Below are 19774 nucleotides of genomic sequence, written 5' to 3' on the forward strand. Positions count from 1 at the left end.
ACATCATGGGCGCACTTGCCATTCGCAACATCCACAAGACCTACAACGACAAGGTCCATATCCTCAAGGGCATCGATCTGGAAATCGACGCCGGTGAATTCTTGATCTTGGTCGGCCCATCGGGCTGCGGCAAATCGACGCTGCTGTCGATGATCGCGGGCCTGGACCATCCCACCAGCGGCAGCATCCACATTGGTGACCGTGATGTGACCCAACTGCCCAGCAAGGACCGCGACATCGCCATGGTGTTTCAGAGCTACGCGCTCTACCCCAACATGACCGTGGCGCAAAACATTGCCTTTGGTCTGGAGATCCGCAAAGTGCCCAAGGCCGAGCGCAAGGCCGCTGTGGACCGCGTGTCGGCCATGCTGCAAATCGGCCACCTGCTCGACCGCAAACCCGGCCAGCTGTCGGGCGGCCAGCGCCAACGCGTGGCCATGGGCCGTGCCTTGGCGCGGGATCCCAAACTGTTCTTGTTTGACGAGCCCCTGTCCAACCTGGATGCCAAACTGCGCGTGGAAATGCGTGCCGAAATCAAATTGCTGCACCAGCGCACCCAAACCACCACGGTGTACGTCACGCACGACCAGGTCGAAGCCATGACGCTGGGCGACCGCATCGCCGTGATGAAGGACGGCTTGGTGCAACAGTTCGGCACGCCCAACGAGATCTACAACCGCCCAGCCAATCGCTTTGTGGCCGAGTTCATTGGCTCACCCGCGATGAACATGGTCGACGCGCAATGGCTTGGGAGCCGCTTGTCGGCCCACGGTGTGGACCTGGGCCTGACCGACGCACAAAGCGCCGCCCTGCAAGCCCATGGCAGCGCCGATCTGGTTTATGGCCTGCGCCCCGAAAGCGTCAGCTTTGCCACCACGGGCCTGCCCGGCAAGCTCAGCATGATCGAGCCGACGGGCCCCGAGACCTACGCCACGGTGGAGACCGCTGCAGGCAAGTTCACCGCCCGTGTGCCGGGTGTGTTGCAAGCCGCTGTGGGCGACGCGGTGCACCTGCAATGGCGCGCCGACCAGTCGCATGTGTTTGACCGCGCCAGTGGGGCGCGCCTGGGCTGATCCCCCAACATCCGGTCCCACAGACCGTTGAGCGCCGCTCAATGCGCGGCGCGGCGCTCGGCCCGCCGCACCCGCACGAACAACCAGCTGGCGATGCACAGGTTCAGCAAGTTCCAGGCAATGCCATTCAAAAAGGCGGCGTGGTAACTGCCCGTCACATCAAACACCCAGCCCGACATCCAGCCGCCCAAGGCCATGCCCAGCAGTGTGGCCATGATGACGGCACCCACGCGGGCACCGGCTTCTTGGGGGGCGAAGTGTTCGCGGATGATGATGGCATAGGCCGGCACAATGCCGCCTTGAAACAGCCCGAACATGGCCGACACCAGGTACAGCGGCACCATGCCATCAAAAGGCAAAAACATCAGCAGCGCCACACCTTGTAAAAACGAGCCCAGCAGCAAAGTGCGAATGCCACCAATGCGGTCGCTGATCACGCCAAACACCAATCGGCTGACGATGCCACTGGCCAACATGAGTGACAGCATTTCAGCCCCGCGTGCCGCACCAAAGCCCAGGTCGGTGCAATAGGCCACGATGTGCACCTGTGGCATGGACATGGCCACACAACATGCCACACCCGCCACAAACAACAGGCCTTGGGCATGGGCCACTTGCAAACCAAAGGGCCGGCTGCGGTCCACGGACGTGGCTTCGGCATTGGCTGGTGTCAAGGTCACCAGCGGCGGGCGCTGGCGCATCCGTGTGGCCAGCAACAGCATGCCGGTGCCACAAAAAAAGCCCAGCAAGATGTAGGTTTGTCGCCAGCCCAAAGTCTCCACACCGTGCTGCACGATGGGCGGCCAGATCGTGCCCGCGATGTAATTGCCGCTGGCACAAATGGCCACGGCAATGCCGCGTCGGCGGTTCCACCACAAAGCGGTGTCGGCCATCAAGGGGGCAAAGGTGGACGAACTGCCAATCAGACCCATCAAACCATGGGCCAGGCCAAAAGCCCAAATGCTGCCCGACAGGCCCGCCCACACAAAGCCGCCACACACGGCCAAAGCACCGATCCACAGCACCGGCACCAGACCGTGGCGGTCGGCCAAACGGCCAGTGATCAGGCCGCCCAGCCCCAAGCAAATCATCATCAAGGTGTAAGGCAGCGAAGCGTCGGCCCGGCCCACCCCAAACTCGGTTTGCACGGCAGGCAGCACCACCGAGACGATGTACATGCTGCTGTTGCCCAGCACCACGAGGCCCAGCGTGGCCAGCAAGCGCCAGGCGGCTTGGCGGGAATCGATGAGGGTGGGGTCGGCGGGGAGGGTGTGCATCGTCGCAATCTAGCCGATGAGCGTGGGGCTGCTTGTCTTGTGGGTTACTGCATCCGGCGCTGCTTGGAAGGCGTCTGAGGCATCAAACGTCAGTGGTCGGCTTGGGGCGCCGTGCACGGGGTCTGGCTGACAGCCGGGGCAAAGATGGGCACCAAGGCCATCAAGGCGGCCAATAGCCAGAAAGCCGTTGTCAACCCAGCCACTTCGGAGATCCAGCCCACGAGCGCCGGCCCCAACAAGTATCCCGCATAAGCCGTGGTGGTCAAGGCAGAGATGGCTGCAGCAGTGGGCATGATGCTTTGTTGACCGGCTTGTCGAAACAGCACGGGTACAACGTTGGCAGCGCCCAGGCCAATCAGCACAAAACCAGCCATGGCCAAGCCAAAGCGATGGAAGGTCAGCAAGCAAATGAAGCCACACACAACCGCCAACCCGCCCCAGAAAATCACAGCCCTGTCCCCCAATCGGGCGGTCACCGAGTCACCGCTGAAGCGCCCCACAGTCATGGCCAGAGAAAACAGGGCATAGCCCCAACCCGCACTCTCCCTTGTGCTCAATCCCATCTCAGTCATCAACAGTGCACCCCAATCCAGCAAGGCGCCTTCTACCAAAAATGAGACGGCTGCCAAGACAGACAAAATCACAATGGGACCTTGGGGCCAGGCCATGCTTGCGCTTGTACCTTCATGCTCTGCGGTAGCGGTATTTAAAAAGCGAGGGGCGGCGATCAACAAGGCGATGCCTATCAAAAGCGAGCACACCAACACAGCGGCGACCGGGGGCCAGGCGCAGGACAAAAGTGCCGTGACCAAAGCGGCCCCAGAGCCTCCGCCGACGCTGAAGAGCGCGTGAAAACCCGACATCATGGGTCGGCCTGCGCTGCGCTCCACTTCAACGGCATGGATGTTCATGGCCACATCGAGCGAACCCAATGCAGCCCCAAAAACAAAAAGTGCAACGGCCATCACGGCCCAGGAGTGGCTCCAGGCGAGCCAAGGCAAAAGCAGGGCCACGCACATGCCGCCAGAGAGGATGATGGGTTTGCAGCCGAAACGCGCGCACAGTGGCCCAGTTCGTACCATCGCCGCCACAGACCCTATGCCCAGGCACAGCAGCAAAAGGCCCAGTGAACGGTCATCCACTTGAAGGCGCTGCTTCACGTAGGGCACCAACGGTGCCCAAGCAGAAGCGGCGACACCCGCCACCCAAAATGCCAGGCGGGTGGCGTGGTGGGATTCGGGCTTGCTCGAGGACATCATCTGGAGGTCTTCAGGGGAGGTGGACGCTGGGCGCCTGTGGCGGTTGAGCCCATCATATATTCGTGCGATCGAGCAGCGCGATGAAGGAGGCGCTCTCATTGTCCAAGGATGGCATGAAAAAGCCCCGCCAGACCTCCATCCGGCGGGGCTTGGGGTGGGCGTGCTGGCCGCTCAGCTCAGCAACGCATTCACCCGCTTCACATAAGCCGCCGGGTCTTCGGGCAAACCGCCCTCGGCCAACAGGGCTTGGTCAAACAGGATGTGGGCCAGGTCGTGGAAGTGCACCGAGCCGTCGAGTTTCTTGACCAACGCGTGTTCGGGGTTGACTTCGAGCACGGGCTTGACGTCAGGGGCTTGTTGACCGGCTTGCTTGAGCATGCGGGCCAGTTGCATGCTCATGCCGTCGTCGGTCACCACCAGGCAGGCGGGGCTGTCCACCAAGCGGCTGGTCACGCGCACGTCTTCGGCTTTGTCTTTGAGCGCTTCTTTGAGTTTGGCCAGCACGGGCTTGAAGGTTTCGGCTGCGTCTTCGGCGGCTTTCTTTTCTTCATCGTCTTGCAGCTTGCCCAAATCAAACGCGCCCTTGGCCACGCTTTGCAGTGGGGTGCCGTCGAACTCGTGCACAAAGTTGAGTGCCCATTCGTCCACACGGTCGGTCATCAGCAGCACTTCGATGCCTTTTTTCTTGAACACCTCCAGCTGTGGGCTGTTCTTGGCCGCGGCCAGGGTGTCGGCGGTGATGTAGTAAATCGCGTCTTGGCCGTCCTTCATGCGGGCCTTGTAGTCGGCAAAGCTCACGTTCACGGTGTCGTTGGTGGTCGATGCGAAACGCACCAACTTGGCCAGACGGTCTTTGTTGCCAAAGTCTTCGCCCAGGCCTTCTTTGAGCACCGCGCCGAACTCGGCGTAGAACTGGGTGTACTGGCCCAGTTTCGCTTTGTCCTCGTCGCTCAAGACGTCTGTCACGCCATCGGCACCGGCTTCAGGGGCCTTGTCGTGTTTGGCCAAATCTTCCAACATGGACAACACGCGCTTCGTGCAGCCTTCGCGGATGGCTTTGACATCGCGGCTTTCTTGCAGCAGCTCGCGGCTCACGTTCAGCGGCAGGTCGGCCGAGTCCACCACGCCCTTCACAAAGCGCAGGTAGCTGGGCATCAGCGCCTCAGCGTCGTCCATGATGAAGACGCGCTTGACATACAGCTTGATGCCCGCTTTCTTGTCGCGGTTCCACAGGTCGTGCGGGGCTTTGGAGGGAATGTAGAGCAGCTGGGTGTACTCGGTGCTGCCCTCCACGCGGTTGTGCGTCCAGGTCAGCGGGGCTTCAAAGTCACGGCTGATTTGTTTGTAAAAGTCGGCGTATTGCGCCTCGGTGATGTCTTTCTTGGGGCGGGTCCACAGCGCGCTGGCTTTGTTGATGGTTTCCCACTCGCCGGTCTTGACCATGGCGCCGGGCTGGCGGCCACCGTTTTCATCGTTCGGGTCGATCAACTCGCCGTCTTTCCACGCTTCCTTTTCCATCAGGATGGGCAGGCTGATGTGGTCGGCGTATTTGCCAACGATTTCCTTGAGCTTCCAGGTGTTGGCGTATTCCAGCGCTTCTTCGCGCAGGTGCAAGATCACGCTGGTGCCGCGTTCGGCGCGGTGGATGGTCTCGACCTCGAAGTCGCCCGTGCCACCGCTGATCCAGCGCACGCCTTCGGCCGCTGCTGCGCCTGCACGTCGGGTTTCGACGGTGATTTTTTCGGCAACGATGAAGCCCGAATAAAAGCCGACACCAAACTGGCCAATCAGCTGTGCATCGGACTGCTGGTCACCGCTCAATTTGTTCATGAAGTCCTTGGTGCCGCTCTTGGCGATCGTGCCGAGGTGGTCAATGGTTTCTTGCGCCGTCATGCCGATGCCGTTGTCGGTGATGGTCAAGGTCTTGGCCGCTTTGTCGAACGACAAGCGCACTTGCAGTTCGGGCGCGTCTTCGTACAGCGCGGTGTTGTTGAGTGCTTCAAAGCGCAGCTTGTCGCAGGCGTCCGAGGCGTTGGAGATCAGCTCGCGCAGAAAAATCTCTTGGTTGGAGTACAGCGAGTGGGTGACCAGGTGCAGCAGTTGCGCGACTTCGGCCTGAAAGGCATGGGTTTGTTTGCTCATATCAATTCAACAGGTAATAAACACAGAGATCAGAAAACCAAAACGCCCCTCAGTTGGGGGCGCTTGGCAGGGTTTCAAGAGGGCTTATTGGGCCAGGCTGCCGACTTCCTTGTTCCAGCGCTCCAGCAGGCGGCGACGCTCGGCGGATCGGCCGTATTTTTCAAAGTCGTACTTGATCAAACGCACGCTGTCCATGGACGGGATACGAGGGTCAGGCTTGAAAGTTTTGTTGGCTGGGCTTTGCAGGCTGTCGGCTTTGGCGCCGATGCTTTGGCCTGCAGGGCTCATGAGCCAGTCGTAATAGCGTTTGGCGTTGGCCGCGTTGCGTGCACCTTTGACCATGGCGATACCGCCGATTTCATAACTCGTGCCTTCGCAAGGCGCCACGGTGGCCACTGGGTATTTGTTGTGGCGCCAGCCGTCAAAGCCGAAGATGAAGCTGATGCCCACGGCCACTTCGCCTTTGGCGACATTGGGCGCTTGAGCCGTGCCACTGCGGGTGTATTGCGTCACGTTTTTGTGCAAGGCTTTCATGTATTCAAAAGCCGCGTCTTCGCCCATCATCTGCACCAACCCCGCCAAAATGGTGTAGGCCGTGCCGCTGGAGGCGGGGTGAGAAATTTCAACCTCGCCTTTGTAGATGGGTTTGATCACATCCGACCAGCATTTGGGCTCGGGCAGTTTCTTTTTCTTGAGCAGCTCGGTGTTCCAGCCAAAGCCGATGGCGCTGGTGTAGAAGCCGCCCACCATGTTTTGTGTCATGGCGTATTGGCGCACGCTCCAGCCGTGCAGGTCGTTCAGGTAATCGGGCCGATACGGTGCCAGCAGGCCGATTTCGGCGGCTTGCAAAAACGGGTCACCCGTGCCCCCCCACCAGATGTCGGTCTTGGGGTTGGCCGCTTCGGCTCGGATTTGTGCCAGGGCTTCGCCGGTGGCTTTGCGGGTCTGGTTGATGGTGATGCCCGTGGCCTTGGTGAACTCTTTGGCGGCCATTTCGCACCAGTTCTGGTCGGTGCTGCAGATGGCGTTGAGGCTGCCGGTTTGAGCCCCTGCCGAACTGGCGGCCCCAATGGCTGTGATGAGGCAAGCGGTGACCATTGTTTGTTTCATCGTGCGTCCTTTCAAAACGATTCGTTCGGTCCCAAATAACGCCAAGTGCCGGCGGGCATTTGGCCCAGTTGGACCTTGCCCATGCGGATGCGCTTGAGGCCCACCACTTTCAGGCCCACTTGCTCGCACATGCGGCGAATTTGACGTTTTTTGCCTTCGGTCAGCACAAAGCGCAATTGCTCGGGGTTTTGCCAGTCCACCTGGGCGGGCTTGAGGGGTTTGCCGTCCAGGCTCAGGCCGTGGCGCAGGCGCTCGAGTTGCGCTTTGGGGAAGACGGCTTGCACGTTGGCGCTGACCCGGTCGAAGTCGCCAATGGCGGTGAGTTGGTTGGACTTGCCGCCGTAGGTGGCCGAGGCGGCTGCGGCGGCGGCGGTGTTCTCATGGCCGGTGTAGGCCACGCGCACCAAATACTCTTTTTCCATCTCGGAGTCTTCGCCAATCAACTGACGCGCCACACGTCCATCTTGCGTCAGCACCAACAGACCGGTGGAGTCGATGTCCAGGCGTCCGGCGGGGGCCAGATTGCGCAGGTGGGGTGGGGTGAAACGCAGTTTGGACGGGTCACCGCCCCAGTGGCTGCGCGGGTTGATGAGGGTGATGGCGGGCTCGTGTCCGTCTTCGGCTTGGCCACTGACATAGCCCATGGGCTTGTGCAGCAGGATCGTCACTTGCCGCTCTTGCTGTTGCTCCGCGGCTTTGTCGATGGTGATGCGGTCTGACAGGCTGACTTGCTGGCCCATGCTGGCGGGCAGGCCGTTGACCATCACCCAGCCTTGCTCGATCCAGGCATCGGCTTCGCGGCGCGAGCACATGCGCAACTCGGCCATGCGTTTGTTCAGGCGCGAAGTGCCGCTGGGGGCGGCGGCTTCGCCTTTGCCTTCGGGACGGGGCGCGCGTTTGAAAACCGGTGGCTGGTTCATGGGGTCAGGGGTTCAAAGAAGTTGCCCGATTGTCCGCTGTTTTCGCCCCGTTCAGCGGCAGGACGGCGTTCATCTCGCGCGCGCATCATGGAATTGCAGGGTGCGCAGGCCCTGCAAATTCAGGATGCGCAGGCCACCGTATTCGATGCGAATCAGTTGATGGGCTTCCAGGACTTTGAGCGCTTCGTTCACGCGTTGGCGTGACAGACCGACCAGATACCCCAGTTCTTGCTGGGTGATGCGCAGCACTTCCCCCACGCCCGAAAACAAAACCGGATTGAACAAGGCCGCCAGATGGCGCGCCAAGCGCAGCTCGGGGTTGGACATGCGGTCCATTTCGCGGGCTGCGATGAACTGGCCCAACCGCTCATTGAGCTGCTGCATGATGAAGCGGTTGAATCCCAGCGAATGGTCAATCAGCCAATGGAAGGTGTCGACAGGCAAACCGGCCACCACGCTGGCCCGCAGGGGCTGGATGTTGTAGCGGTAAATCTCGCGTTTGAGGGCGGTGCCTTCGCCAAACCAGCCGCCGGGCGGCACGCCCGTGAAGGTCATGGTCTGGCCGCTTTCGTTGTCGCTGCTCATCTTGAGCAGGCCCGAGATCACCCCAAACCAGTAGGTGACTGGACGCCCCACGCGGCAGACGTAGTCGCCCGGTTGTGGATCGCTGACCACCAATTCGGATTCGATTTGCTGCCGCTCACTCGGTGTGAGCAAAGACAGCCAAGGGATGCTGGCCAATTCCTCGGCTGTTGGGCTGCGGCGGCGCTGGTAAACGCTTTGTGGGGTGGCCATGGCGGTGTCAGACTCAGGTCAGTTGTGCTAGGGGTCTTCCCTGAATTGTCGTCCAAACGACAACTCAACGTCAAATGAGTGCCTACGATTCCGCCAAGTTCTGTTGCACGCTAGGGTGTGCGACCCATTTGGAGACCCGTCAGATCATGCAAACAACGTTTCCCCGTTTGATGCTCAAGCACGCTGCCGAGCGCCCCTCCGCGCCCGCTCTGCGCGAGAAGGAATATGGCATTTGGCAAACCACCAGTTGGTCCGAACTGGCCCATTTGGTCCAGTCTGTGGCTTGTGGCTTGCATCAGGCCGGCTTGCAGCGCGGCGAGCACCTGATCGTGGTGGGCTCCAACCGCCCCCGCCTTTACGCCACCATGCTGGCTGCCCAGTCTCTGGGGGCGATTCCGGTGCCGCTCTACCAAGATGCCGCTGCGGCCGAATGCGTGTTCCCCATCACCAACGCCGAAGTGCGTTTTGCTGTGGTGGAGGACCAAGAGCAGGTCGATAAGATGCTGGAAGTGCGCGAAAAGTGCCCGCAGCTGACGCACATTTATTACGATGACCCACGCGGCCTGCGCAAGTACACCGAAGAGGGTTTGGGTTCGCTCGAAGAGCTGATGGCGGCCGGTGGCGTGTTTGCGCAGCAGCACCCGCAGTTTTTCAGCGAAGAAGTGGAGCAAGCGGCCTACACCGATGTCGCGGCCATGTTCTTCACATCCGGCACCACGGGCAACCCCAAAGGGGTGGTGCACACGCACAGCTCCTTGATCGACCGAGCCGATGCCGGTGCCGAGTTCGACAAGCTGACCAGCGCCGAGGATGTGCTGGCTTACATGCCACCCGCTTGGATTGGCCAAAACATCTTCAGCTATGCGCAGTGGTTGGTGTGCGGTTACGTGGTCAATTGCCCCGAGTCATCGGCCACCGTGACCATCGATCTCAAAGAAATTGGCCCGACCTATTATTTCGCGCCGCCCCGGGTGTTTGAAGGCATGCTCACCAGCGTCATGATCCGCATGGAGGACGCGGGCAGTTTCAAACGCAAGCTCTTTCACTACTTCATGGGCGTGGCCAAAAAAGTGGGGCCTGCCTTGATGGATGGCCAGTCGGTTGGCATGTTGGACCGTTTGCTGTATGCCTTGGGCAACCTCATGGTGTACGGCCCTTTGCGCAACAACATGGGTTTCAGCCGCGTGCGCGTGGCCTACACTGCGGGCGAGGCCATTGGCCCGGATTTGTTCACGTTCTTCCGCTCGATTGGCGTGAACATCAAACAGTTGTATGGCTCCACTGAAACCGCTGTGTTCGTGTGCCTTCAGCCCGACAACGAAGCCCGTGCCGACACCGTCGGAGTGCCTTGTAAAGGGGTTGAAATCAAGGTGGCTGACAACGGCGAGATTTTGGTCAAGTCGCCCGGCTTGCTCAAGGGTTACTACAAAAACCAGAAGGCCACCGACGAGGTGCTCACGCCCGATGGTTGGTACCACACCAGTGACGCCGGCTTCATCGACAGCCACGGTCACCTCAAGATCATCGACCGCGTCAAAGACGTGGGCCGCATTCAGGGGGGGGCCAACGATGGCGCGATGTTCGCGCCCAAATACGTCGAAAACAAACTCAAGTTCTTCCCGCACATCAAAGAGGTGGTGGCCTATGGCGATCAGCGCGAAAAAGTGTGCGTGATGCTCAACATCGACTTTGATGCCGTGGGCAATTGGGCCGAGCGCCGCAACTTGCCCTACGCCGGCTACACCGATTTGGCGCAAAAGTCCGAGGTGTACCAATTGATCAAAGAGTGTGTGGAGAAGGTCAATGCCGATTTGGCCGAAGACGCCATGCTGGCGGGCAGCCAAGTCTCGCGCTTTTTGATCCTGCACAAAGAGCTCGATGCCGACGATGGTGAGCTCACTCGGACCAACAAGGTTCGTCGGGGCTTCATTGCCGAGAAGTACAAACCGCTGGTCGATGGCCTGTACGAAGGCCGGACAGAGCAGTTCATCGAGACCGTGGTGAAGTTCGAGGACGGTCGCACCGGCAGCGTCAGTGCCACCCTCCAGATTTCCGACGCCAAAACATTCACACCCGTGAAGGCCGCAGCATGAGCAAGGCCGGACCGCTCCAAGTTGCGAAGTCCCCCTTGGGGGGCAGCGCAGTACATGAAATGACAAGCGTGGGGGTCAAATGACCAAGAAAATCGGCGACGTCATCCTGGACGTCAGCAACATCAGTTTGCGATTCGGCGGCGTGAAGGCGCTGACCGACATCTCTTTCAATGTGCGCGAGCACGAAGTGCGCGCCATCATTGGCCCCAACGGCGCAGGCAAAAGCTCGATGCTCAACTGCATCAATGGCGTTTACCAGCCGCAAGAGGGCAGCATCACGTTCCGCGGCCAAAAGTTCGGCCACATGAACAGCCGCCAAGTGGCCGAGATGGGCATTGCCCGCACCTTTCAGAACTTGGCGCTGTTCAAGGGCATGAGCGTGATCGACAACATCATGACGGGCCGCAACCTGCGCATCAAAAGCAACCTCTTCATGCAGGCCTTGCGCATCGGCCCCGCCCAGCGCGAGGAAGAAGAGCACCGCGAATTTGTCGAGCACATCATCGACTTCTTGGAAATTCAGGCCTTTCGCAAAACGCCAGTGGGCCAGCTGCCTTATGGCTTGCAAAAGCGGGTGGACTTGGGCCGCGCTTTGGCCATGGAGCCGCAAGTGCTGCTGCTGGACGAGCCCATGGCCGGCATGAACATGGAAGAAAAGCAGGACATGTGCCGCTTCATTCTGGATGTGAACGACGAGTTCGGCTCGACCATCGTCTTGATCGAGCACGACATGGGGGTGGTGATGGACATTTCGGACCGCGTGGTGGTGCTGGACTACGGCAAAAAAATCGGCGACGGAACCCCCGAAGAAGTGCGCAACAACGAAGAAGTGATCAGTGCCTATCTCGGCACCAGCCACTGAGGAGAACAAGACATGGCATTTTTTCTAGAAGCTCTGTTGGGTGGCCTGATGGCCGGCATGCTCTATGCCTTGGTGGCACTGGGTTTTGTGTTGATTTTCAAGGCCTCGGGCGTGTTCAACTTTGCGCAGGGCGCGATGGTGCTTTTTGCCGCTTTGGCGATGGCGCGTTTTTCGGAGTGGATTCCGGGCTGGCTCGGTCTGGAGGACAAGTTTTTGGGTAACTTGCTGGCCTTTGCGCTGTCGGCGGTGGTCATGTTTGCTTTGGCTTGGCTGATCGAGCGCTTGGTGCTGCGCCACCTGGTCAACCAAGAAGGCGTGACCCTGCTCATGGCCACTTTGGGCATCACGTACTTCTTGGACGGTTTGGGCCAGACCATTTTTGGCAGCGACATTTACAAAATCGACGTGGGCATGCCCAAAGACCCGGTGTTTTTGTTGGACTCGGTGTTCCCGGGGGGCGTACTGGTCAACCTGGAAGACGTCTATGCAGCGTGCATCGCGGCCTTGTTGGTGGTGGTTTTGTCGCTGTTCTTCCAAAAGACCAGCACTGGCCGTGCCTTGCGTGCGGTGGCCGATGACCACCAGGCCGCTCAATCGATTGGCATTCCACTCAACCGCATTTGGGTGATTGTGTGGTTTGTGGCCGGCCTGACGGCCTTGGTGGCCGGCATCATCTGGGGCTCCAAAATGGGCGTGCAGTTTTCGCTGACCACGGTGGCTTTGCGGGCCTTGCCCGTCATCATTTTGGGTGGCCTGACTTCGGTGCCCGGCGCCATCATCGGTGGCTTGATCATCGGTGTGGGCGAGAAATTGTCCGAGGTGTACCTCGGCCCGATGGTGGGTGGCGGCATTGAAATTTGGTTTGCGTATGTGCTGGCGCTGGTGTTCTTGTTGTTCCGTCCGCAGGGGCTGTTCGGCGAAAAAATCATTGACCGCGTGTAAGGAGACAACACATGTTTTACAGAGAAAACGGTCAGTTCAAGACCTCTTACCGCAGCGATCAGCAAATCTTTGCCATCGCACAAGACCGTTGGGCCATTTTGGCGCTCATCGCCTTTGCTTTCGTCGGCGTCCCCTTCTTGGTCGACGAGTACATGTTCCGCGCCATTCTGATCCCGTTCCTCATTTTGTCCCTGGCCGCTTTGGGGGTGAATATTTTGGTCGGCTATTGTGGGCAAATTTCACTGGGCTCGGGTGCCTTCATGGCGGTGGGGGCCTACATGGCCTACAACACCTATGTTCGGATTGAGGGCATGCCCCTGATCGTGGCGCTTTTGGCGGGTGGATTTTTTGCCACCTTGGTGGGCATGTTCTTCGGCATTCCCAGTCTGCGCGTCAAGGGTCTTTATTTGGCGGTGGCCACTTTGGCGGCGCAGTTCTTTTGCGACTGGGCTTTCCTGCGCGTGGGCTGGTTCACCAACAACAACGCTTCGGGCTCGGTTTCGGTGTCGAACCTGAATGTGTTGGGTTTGCCGATTGAGACGCCGCTGCAAAAGTACATCTTCTGCTTGGTCTTTTTGGTGGTGTTTGGTTTGCTGGCCAAAAACCTGGTGCGCTCGGCCATTGGCCGCGAGTGGATGGCCATTCGCGACATGGATGTCGCCGCTGCTGTGATCGGCATCCGTCCCGTTTACGCCAAGCTCAGCGCTTTCGCCGTGAGCTCTTTCATTGTCGGTGTGGCCGGCGCCTTGTGGGGCTTTGTGCACCTGGGTTCTTGGGAGCCAGCGGCTTTCTCGATTGATCGCTCCTTCCAATTGTTGTTCATGGTCATCATTGGTGGCATGGGCTCGATCATGGGCAGCTTCTTTGGTGCCGCTTTCATTGTGATCTTGCCGATTTTCCTGAACCAGTTTCTGCCTTGGGCGGGTGGCATGGTGGGGGTCAATATTTCGACTGCAGCCGTCTCGCACACTGAATTCATGATCTTCGGCGCCCTGATTGTGTGGTTCCTGATCGTGGAGCCGCATGGCCTGGCCAAGCTCTGGTCGGTGGCCAAGCAAAAGCTGCGGCTGTGGCCCTTCCCGCACTGATGTGCCCCCATTTTTCCCAAGTGTTTTTACCCCAAGTGCTTCCCTTTTTTAACAGGAGACAAACCATGAAGCTTCGTCAACTCGTCCTTGCCACCACGGTGGCGGCCGCCGGTCTTGCCAGTGCGCTGGTCAGCACCGTGGCCACGGCCCAAACCAAAGAGCAGTTTTTCCCCGTGCTGGTTTACCGCACTGGCGCTTACGCGCCCAACGGCGTGCCCTTTGCCAACGGCTATGTCGACTACCTCAAGCTGGTCAATGCGCGCGGTGGCATCAACGGCGTGAAGGTCAGCTTTGAAGAGTGCGAAACCGGCTACGCCACCGACCGTGGTGTGGAGTGCTATGAGCGCCTGAAGGGTAAGAACGGCGGCGCGACCGTGTTCCAGCCGTTGTCCACCGGCATCACCTTCGCTCTGACCGAAAAAGCCCCTGGCGACAAGATTCCTTTGATCACCGCAGGCTACGGCCGCAGCGAATCGGCTGACGGTGGTGTGTTCAAGTGGAACTTCCCCCTGGCAGGCACCTACTGGGTGGCCGGTGATGTCATCATCCAAGACATTGCCAAAAAAGTCGGTGGTGCAGACAAGCTCAAGGGCAAGCACATCGCGCTGGTCTACCACGACAGCCCATTTGGCAAGGAAGCCATCCCCATCTTGCAAGAGCGCGCGGCCATGCATGGCTTCAAGCTGAGCTTGCTGCCTGTGACCCACCCTGGTGTGGAGCAAAAATCCACTTGGTTGCAGATTCGCCAAAGCCGCCCAGACTACGTGGTCAACTGGGGCTGGGGTGTGATGAACTCCACCTTGCTCAAAGAAGCGCAAGCCACCGGCTACCCCCGTGAGAACATTTACGGCGTGTGGTGGGCAGGTGCCGAGCCTGACGTCAAAGACGTGGGCATGGGCGCCAAAGGCTACAACGCCATCACCATGCAGCACGGCACCGAAAAAGGCTCTGCGATTGTGAAGGAAGTGCTGGAGAAATTGCACGCCAAGAACCAGGGCACGGGCCCCAAGGATGAAGTGGGCGAAGTGCTTTACATGCGCGGTTTGTTCAGCGCCATGTTCGCTGTCGAAGGTGTGCGCCAAGCGCAAGAGAAGTATGGCAAGGGCAAAGTCATGACCGGCGAGCAAGCGCGCTGGGGCTATGAAAACCTGAACCTGACCCAGCCCAAACTGGATGCCTTGGGCTTCAAGGGCGTGTTGCGCCCTGTGTCGACCTCTTGCGCGGACCACATGGGTGCCAACTGGGCCCGTATCCACACATGGAACGGCAGCAAGTGGGAGTTCTCCAGCGACTGGTACCAGGCCGATGAGCAGATCATCAAGCCCATGGTCAAAGCCGCTGCCGACAAGTACGCCGCCGAGAAGAAGCTGACACGCCGCACCCCTGCGGATTGCCAGTCCTGATCGGTGAACAGCCCGCTGCGCAAGCGGTGGGCTGCCGCTGCACGGTGGTTTGCGCCACCGTGCAGCGGCCACATGAAACCCTTGCGTGCAGCGGTTTCATTTGGCTTGAACCCCAGAATTTGAAAAGGCACAGTCCATGAGCGACAAAAACATTGTTCTGAACGTCAATGGCATCGAGGTCATTTACAACCACGTCATCTTGGTGCTCAAGGGCGTGTCCCTGCAGGTGCCCGAACAAGGCATCGTGGCCTTGCTCGGCGGCAACGGTGCAGGCAAGACCACCACCTTGCGGGCGATTTCCAACTTGCTGCAAGGCGAGCGTGGCGCGGTGACCAAGGGCTCGATCGAGCTGCGCGGCGAGCGCATCGAAAACCTCTCTCCGGCCGACCTGGTGAACCGAGGCGTGGTGCAGGTGATGGAAGGGCGCCACTGCTTTGCCCACCTGACCATTGAAGAAAACCTGATGACCGGCAGCTACACCCGCAGCGACAAGGGCGAGATCGCGGCCAACCTGGACAAGGTCTACACCTACTTCCCGCGGCTGAAAACCCGCCGCACCTCGCAAGCGGCCTACACCTCGGGTGGTGAACAGCAAATGTGCGCCATTGGCCGCGCCTTGATGACCAACCCCAATATGGTGTTGCTGGACGAGCCCTCCATGGGCTTGGCCCCGCAGATCGTGGAAGAGGTGTTCAACATCGTCAAGGATTTGAACGAGAAGGAAAAAGTCACCTTCCTGATCGCCGAGCAGAACACCAACATGGCGCTCAAGTACGCCGACTACGGCTACATCATGGAGTCGGGCCGCATCGTGATGGACGGTGCCGCCGAAGACTTGCGCACCAACGAAGACGTGAAAGAGTTCTATTTGGGCATGGGCGGTGGTGAGCGCAAAAGCTTCAAGGACGTCAAGAGCTACAAGCGCCGCAAGCGTTGGTTGGCTTGATGGCCTGGATGCCCGAATTGTCCTTTCTCACCGCTGTTCCCCAGAAAGAAAACCATGTCTCAGCACTTTGATGCGTTGGAAACGCGTGCCCCGCAAGTCCGAGAAGCTGCCTTGATGGCGGCTTTGCCCGCGCAGGTCGCGCACGCCAAGGCCAAGGCACCGGCGTTTGCCGACTTGCTGCACGATGTCGAGGCTGCCAGCGTCACCAACCGAAGTGCATTGGCCCTTTTGCCGGTCATCCGCAAACACGAGTTGCTGGAGCGTCAAAAAGCTGCACGCGCTGCAGGTGGCAATGTGTTTGGTGGTTTCAGCACCCTCGGTTTTGGTGCCGGCATGACCCGCGTGTTTGCCAGCCCCGGTACGATTTACGAGCCTGAAGGCACCCGTGCCGATTACTGGCGCATGGCCCGCACGATGTTTGCAGCAGGTTTTCGCCCGGGCGAGCTGATCCACAACTGTTTCAGCTACCACTTCACGCCAGCGGGCTCCATGATGGAAACCGGTGCCCATGCCTTGGGCTGCACCGTGTTCCCGGGCGGCATTGGCCAGACCGAGCAGCAAGTGAGCGCCATGGCCGAGCTGCAGCCTGCGGGCTACATCGGCACGCCCAGTTTTTTGAAAATCATCCTTGAAAAAGCCGCTGAGATGGGCGTGGCCCTGCCCAGCTTGCGCAAAGCGCTGGTGTCGGGCGAAGCTTTTCCGCCCAGCCTGCGCGACTGGATGACAGCGCACGGTGTGGACGCCTACCAGTGCTATGCCACGGCCGATGTGGGCCTGATTGCCTATGAAACCGCAGCGCGTGAAGGTTTGGTGCTGGACGAAGGCGTGATCGTGGAGATCGTGCGTCCCGGCACGGGCGATCCGGTGCCTGAAGGTGAGGTGGGTGAACTGGTCATCACCTCACTCAACCCCGACTACCCCTTGATCCGCTTTGGCACGGGCGACCTCTCGGCCATCTTGCCGGGCACCTGCCCCACCGGCCGCACGGGCCAACGCATCAAGGGCTGGATGGGCCGTGCTGACCAGACCACCAAGATTCGGGGCATGTTTGTGCACCCCGGCCAGGTGGCCGAGATCGTCAAACGCTTCCCCGAAGTGAGCAAGGCACGCCTGGTGGTGACGGGCGAGATGGCCAACGACCAAATGGCCCTGCATGTCGAGACGGGCGTGTTGACCGACGACGGCCTCAAGAGCCGCGTGGCCGATGCGGTGCGCGACGTGACCAAGCTGCGCGGCGAAGTCCATTTGGTGGCCACTGGCAGTTTGGCGAACGACGGCAAAGTGATCGAGGACGCCCGCAGTTACCAGTGAACCGGGTGGCCGACGAAGAGACCCCAAGCCCTTGTTTCATGGGGGAAATTAGGGAAAGCGTCTAAGTACTTTCCGCCATGCCAAACCCCAACTTTGGTTCTAGACTAGAGCATCACTTTTGGGGTTTTGAAATGAAAAAATTATTCGCCTTGGCCGCTTTGGCGGCCGCTTCCGTGGGCGCATTGGCGCAGGCCTTCCCTGGCACCAAGCCCATTTCCATCGTCGTTCCCTTCACCGCCGGTGGACCGACCGACCGCGTTGCACGCGACCTGGCCGAAGGCATGCGCAAGCAAATTCCAGGCAGCAACTTCGTCGTTGAAAACGCCGCTGGCGCTGGCGGCACAATCGGTGCGACCAAGGTGGCCAAAGCCAATCCCGATGGGCACACACTTTTGCTCTTCCACATCGGCATGGCTGCAACCCCCGCGCTGTACCGCAAGATCGCCTACAAGCCGTTGGAGGACTTCGAGTTCTTGGGCATGGTCAACGACGTGCCCATGACCCTGATTGGCAAGCCCCAGTTGCCCGCCAACACATACCGCGACTTTGAAAACTACATCCGTGCCAACGCCGGCAAATTGAACATTGCGCACGCCGGCTTGGGTTCTGCCTCGCACATTTGCGGACTGCTGTGGCAAGCCAACTTGCAGACCAAAGAAGCGATGACCACCATCCCTTTTGGCGGCACCGCGCCCGCCATGACCGCCCTGATTGGTGGTCAAGTCGATGTGATGTGTGACCAGACCACCAACACCGTGGCGCAAATTGAAGGTGGACGCGTCAAGGCCTTCGCGGTCACCACCGCCAAGCCTTTGGCCGGCCACCCTGTGCTCAAGCACTACCCCAGCTTGCAAGAAATGGGTCTGAAAAACTTTGACCTGACCATCTGGCATGGTTTGTATGCCCCCAAAGGGACACCTGCTGCGATCACCAAAACCCTGAACGACGCCTTGAAGAAGGTCTTGAAAGATCCTGATTTCATCAAGAAAAACCAAGATTTGGGCGCTTTGGTGGTGACCGACAAGCGTTCCGATCCGGCCGAACACAAGAAGTTTGTGGCTGCTGAGATGATCAAGATCAAGGCCGCTGTGGACGCGGCTGGCAAGTACGCCGACTGAGTTCCCGCAAGGGGAGACCCCGCCACATCGGCCGCACAGGCCGATGGAGTGAAACAACCCGATGCCTGCGCATCGGGTTTTTTTTCGCCTGCGCCCTTGTTGGATGGGCTGCCAGCGCTTTCCAAGCGCTGTGCCCATATGCGCTTCGAAGTGAAAATGCAATCGGTTGCATGTTTTGTTGTTTTCTTGCTGAAATTTTTTGTTTTGTACCTGTTTCGTTTCGATAATTAGGGTTTTCCATTGAATGTAATCGATTGCATGAAACGTTTAATCCGTGGGTCGGCACCGCCACGCAGTCACCCTTTGGCGGGCTGATTGATTTATTGAAAACAACCTCTTCTGGAGATACACATGCAATCACAATTTCGTCTGGCCGCCCTTGCGGCCGCTTTGCTCGCTGCAGGTGCAGCCCATGCTGGCGTGACTTTTGACGCCAACATTGAAAACGACACCACGTTCAAAGGCAAACAGGGCACGACCAAACGCGACACCGCCAATGGCGGCCGCATTGAGCTCAATGCCAAAGCCGAATTGGTCAAATCGGGCGACAACTTTGTCAACGCCAAGGCCAGCTTGATCATCCCTACCAGCAGCACCGATAAAGTGGGCGTGGACGATGCTTGGATCCAGTTTGGCAACAGTGCAGCCGATTTGAAGATTGGCCGCCAAGAAGCCGCGGACTTGTTCCCATTGGGTAAGGATGTGGTGGTGGAGGCGGCTGCAAGTGGCTATGGCTACCGTGCCAACGCCTTGCGTGGCCGCAAGGGCGACGGTCAGTTGCATGCTGTGGCCGGTCTGAACGCCGCACCCGGTCTGCGTGTAGAGCTGGGCTTGGTGACTGAGAAGTCAGGCAAATCATATGGTGTTCGTCCAACCGTGGTCTACACTGCTGGTCAGCTGACGTTGCGCGCGGGTATGGAGTCCATCAAGCAGGATGCATACGATCAAAATACCGATAGTTTTGTCAATAATGTCTGGACTCGCGATACAAATCCTATTGCCGCATCAAGCAGCACGGGTTTTGGCGTGTCTGGGGGATACAGTCTGGGCCAAGGTGTTGGATTGAATGTGAACTACAGTAAGAACAGCGACTTAAACGCTACTTCGGTAGGCTTGAACGCGGTCATCGGCGCGGCTGGTCTGGGCATGGTCCAGGACAAAACCGGTGCCAACAAGGCCACGACCTACTACGCTGCCTACAGCTTTCCCTTGATGGGTGTGAAAGGTGCGAGCATCACGCCCGCCATCAGCTCGTCCAAAGCCACAGGCGTTGAGAACCTGAGCGCTTTCAAAGTGCGTTTGAACTACGCATTCTGATCTGACCATTCGTTTCTTCAAAGTTTCACTCACACCGCCCCGGACCGTCAGGTCTTGGGCGGTTTTTTTTACTGGACGCGCACCGTCACCCAGGCTGACGAGCCCAGCGCGTGCCCAT

Annotated in this window: 16 protein-coding genes; 10 read left to right on the forward strand and 6 right to left on the reverse strand. The window is 59.3% G+C overall.

Annotated features, from left to right (window positions below; translation table 11 throughout):
- The first annotated feature begins 5 nt into the window (after positions 1 to 5).
- Positions 6 to 1073 carry an ABC transporter ATP-binding protein gene (locus ACHEXK_RS00620; RefSeq protein WP_416547340.1) on the forward strand — a complete coding sequence of 356 codons (1068 nt, stop codon included), beginning with the start codon at positions 6 to 8 and terminating at the stop codon, positions 1071 to 1073.
- A gap of 38 nt (positions 1074 to 1111) precedes the next feature.
- Here the strand turns inward: ACHEXK_RS00620 and ACHEXK_RS00625 are convergent, their stop codons facing one another.
- From ACHEXK_RS00625 to ACHEXK_RS00650, 6 genes are all read right to left on the reverse strand, one after another.
- Positions 1112 to 2350 (reverse strand): MFS transporter, encoded by a 1239-nt coding sequence (locus ACHEXK_RS00625; protein ID WP_416547341.1) that lies wholly within the window; start codon positions 2348 to 2350, stop codon positions 1112 to 1114.
- A gap of 89 nt (positions 2351 to 2439) precedes the next feature.
- The gene (locus ACHEXK_RS00630) at positions 2440 to 3606 is read right to left on the reverse strand and encodes an MFS transporter (protein ID WP_416548980.1); all 1167 of its coding nucleotides are present in this window, start codon (positions 3604 to 3606) and stop codon (positions 2440 to 2442) included.
- A gap of 174 nt (positions 3607 to 3780) precedes the next feature.
- Positions 3781 to 5751, reverse strand: a complete 1971-nt coding sequence (gene htpG, locus ACHEXK_RS00635) for a molecular chaperone HtpG (protein WP_416547342.1) — start codon at positions 5749 to 5751, stop codon at positions 3781 to 3783.
- An 84-nt stretch (positions 5752 to 5835) separates the two neighbouring features.
- The gene (locus ACHEXK_RS00640) at positions 5836 to 6849 is read right to left on the reverse strand and encodes an ABC transporter substrate-binding protein (protein WP_416548982.1); all 1014 of its coding nucleotides are present in this window, start codon (positions 6847 to 6849) and stop codon (positions 5836 to 5838) included.
- A 23-nt stretch (positions 6850 to 6872) separates the two neighbouring features.
- On the reverse strand, positions 6873 to 7781 hold the full coding sequence (locus tag ACHEXK_RS00645) for a pseudouridine synthase (RefSeq protein ID WP_416547343.1): 909 nt from the start codon (positions 7779 to 7781) through the stop codon (positions 6873 to 6875).
- A gap of 69 nt (positions 7782 to 7850) precedes the next feature.
- Positions 7851 to 8576: a Crp/Fnr family transcriptional regulator gene (locus tag ACHEXK_RS00650; protein ID WP_416547344.1), complete on the reverse strand. Its 726-nt coding sequence runs from the start codon at positions 8574 to 8576 to the stop codon at positions 7851 to 7853.
- 146 nt (positions 8577 to 8722) lie between these two features.
- On the opposite strand from ACHEXK_RS00650, the gene ACHEXK_RS00655 reads away from it, so the two are divergent.
- The 9 genes from ACHEXK_RS00655 to ACHEXK_RS00695 all read left to right on the forward strand — a co-directional run bounded on the left by ACHEXK_RS00655 (position 8723) and on the right by ACHEXK_RS00695 (position 19656).
- The gene (locus tag ACHEXK_RS00655) at positions 8723 to 10669 is read left to right on the forward strand and encodes an AMP-dependent synthetase/ligase (protein WP_416547345.1); all 1947 of its coding nucleotides are present in this window, start codon (positions 8723 to 8725) and stop codon (positions 10667 to 10669) included.
- Between the two features lie 79 nt (positions 10670 to 10748).
- A complete protein-coding gene (locus ACHEXK_RS00660; RefSeq protein ID WP_100117969.1) occupies positions 10749 to 11531 on the forward strand; it encodes an ABC transporter ATP-binding protein in 783 nt (260 codons plus the stop codon).
- A 12-nt stretch (positions 11532 to 11543) separates the two neighbouring features.
- Positions 11544 to 12473 carry a branched-chain amino acid ABC transporter permease gene (locus ACHEXK_RS00665; protein ID WP_416547346.1) on the forward strand — a complete coding sequence of 310 codons (930 nt, stop codon included), beginning with the start codon at positions 11544 to 11546 and terminating at the stop codon, positions 12471 to 12473.
- A gap of 11 nt (positions 12474 to 12484) precedes the next feature.
- Positions 12485 to 13561: a branched-chain amino acid ABC transporter permease gene (locus tag ACHEXK_RS00670; RefSeq protein WP_416547347.1), complete on the forward strand. Its 1077-nt coding sequence runs from the start codon at positions 12485 to 12487 to the stop codon at positions 13559 to 13561.
- 65 nt (positions 13562 to 13626) lie between these two features.
- A complete protein-coding gene (locus ACHEXK_RS00675; RefSeq protein WP_416547348.1) occupies positions 13627 to 14964 on the forward strand; it encodes an ABC transporter substrate-binding protein in 1338 nt (445 codons plus the stop codon).
- A 136-nt stretch (positions 14965 to 15100) separates the two neighbouring features.
- Complete coding sequence (locus tag ACHEXK_RS00680) at positions 15101 to 15910, forward strand: ABC transporter ATP-binding protein (RefSeq protein ID WP_416547349.1); 810 nt, start codon at positions 15101 to 15103, stop codon at positions 15908 to 15910.
- A 54-nt stretch (positions 15911 to 15964) separates the two neighbouring features.
- A complete protein-coding gene (locus ACHEXK_RS00685; protein WP_416547350.1) occupies positions 15965 to 17221 on the forward strand; it encodes a phenylacetate--CoA ligase family protein in 1257 nt (418 codons plus the stop codon).
- A 131-nt stretch (positions 17222 to 17352) separates the two neighbouring features.
- Complete coding sequence (locus tag ACHEXK_RS00690; protein ID WP_416547351.1) at positions 17353 to 18339, forward strand: tripartite tricarboxylate transporter substrate-binding protein; 987 nt, start codon at positions 17353 to 17355, stop codon at positions 18337 to 18339.
- 351 nt (positions 18340 to 18690) lie between these two features.
- The gene (locus tag ACHEXK_RS00695) at positions 18691 to 19656 is read left to right on the forward strand and encodes a carbohydrate porin (protein WP_416547352.1); all 966 of its coding nucleotides are present in this window, start codon (positions 18691 to 18693) and stop codon (positions 19654 to 19656) included.
- Positions 19657 to 19774 lie beyond the last annotated feature (118 nt).

Origin of the sequence: Limnohabitans sp. DCL3 (genome assembly GCF_048019295.1) — a bacterium.
Classification (GTDB): Bacteria; Pseudomonadota; Gammaproteobacteria; order Burkholderiales; family Burkholderiaceae_C; genus Limnohabitans_A.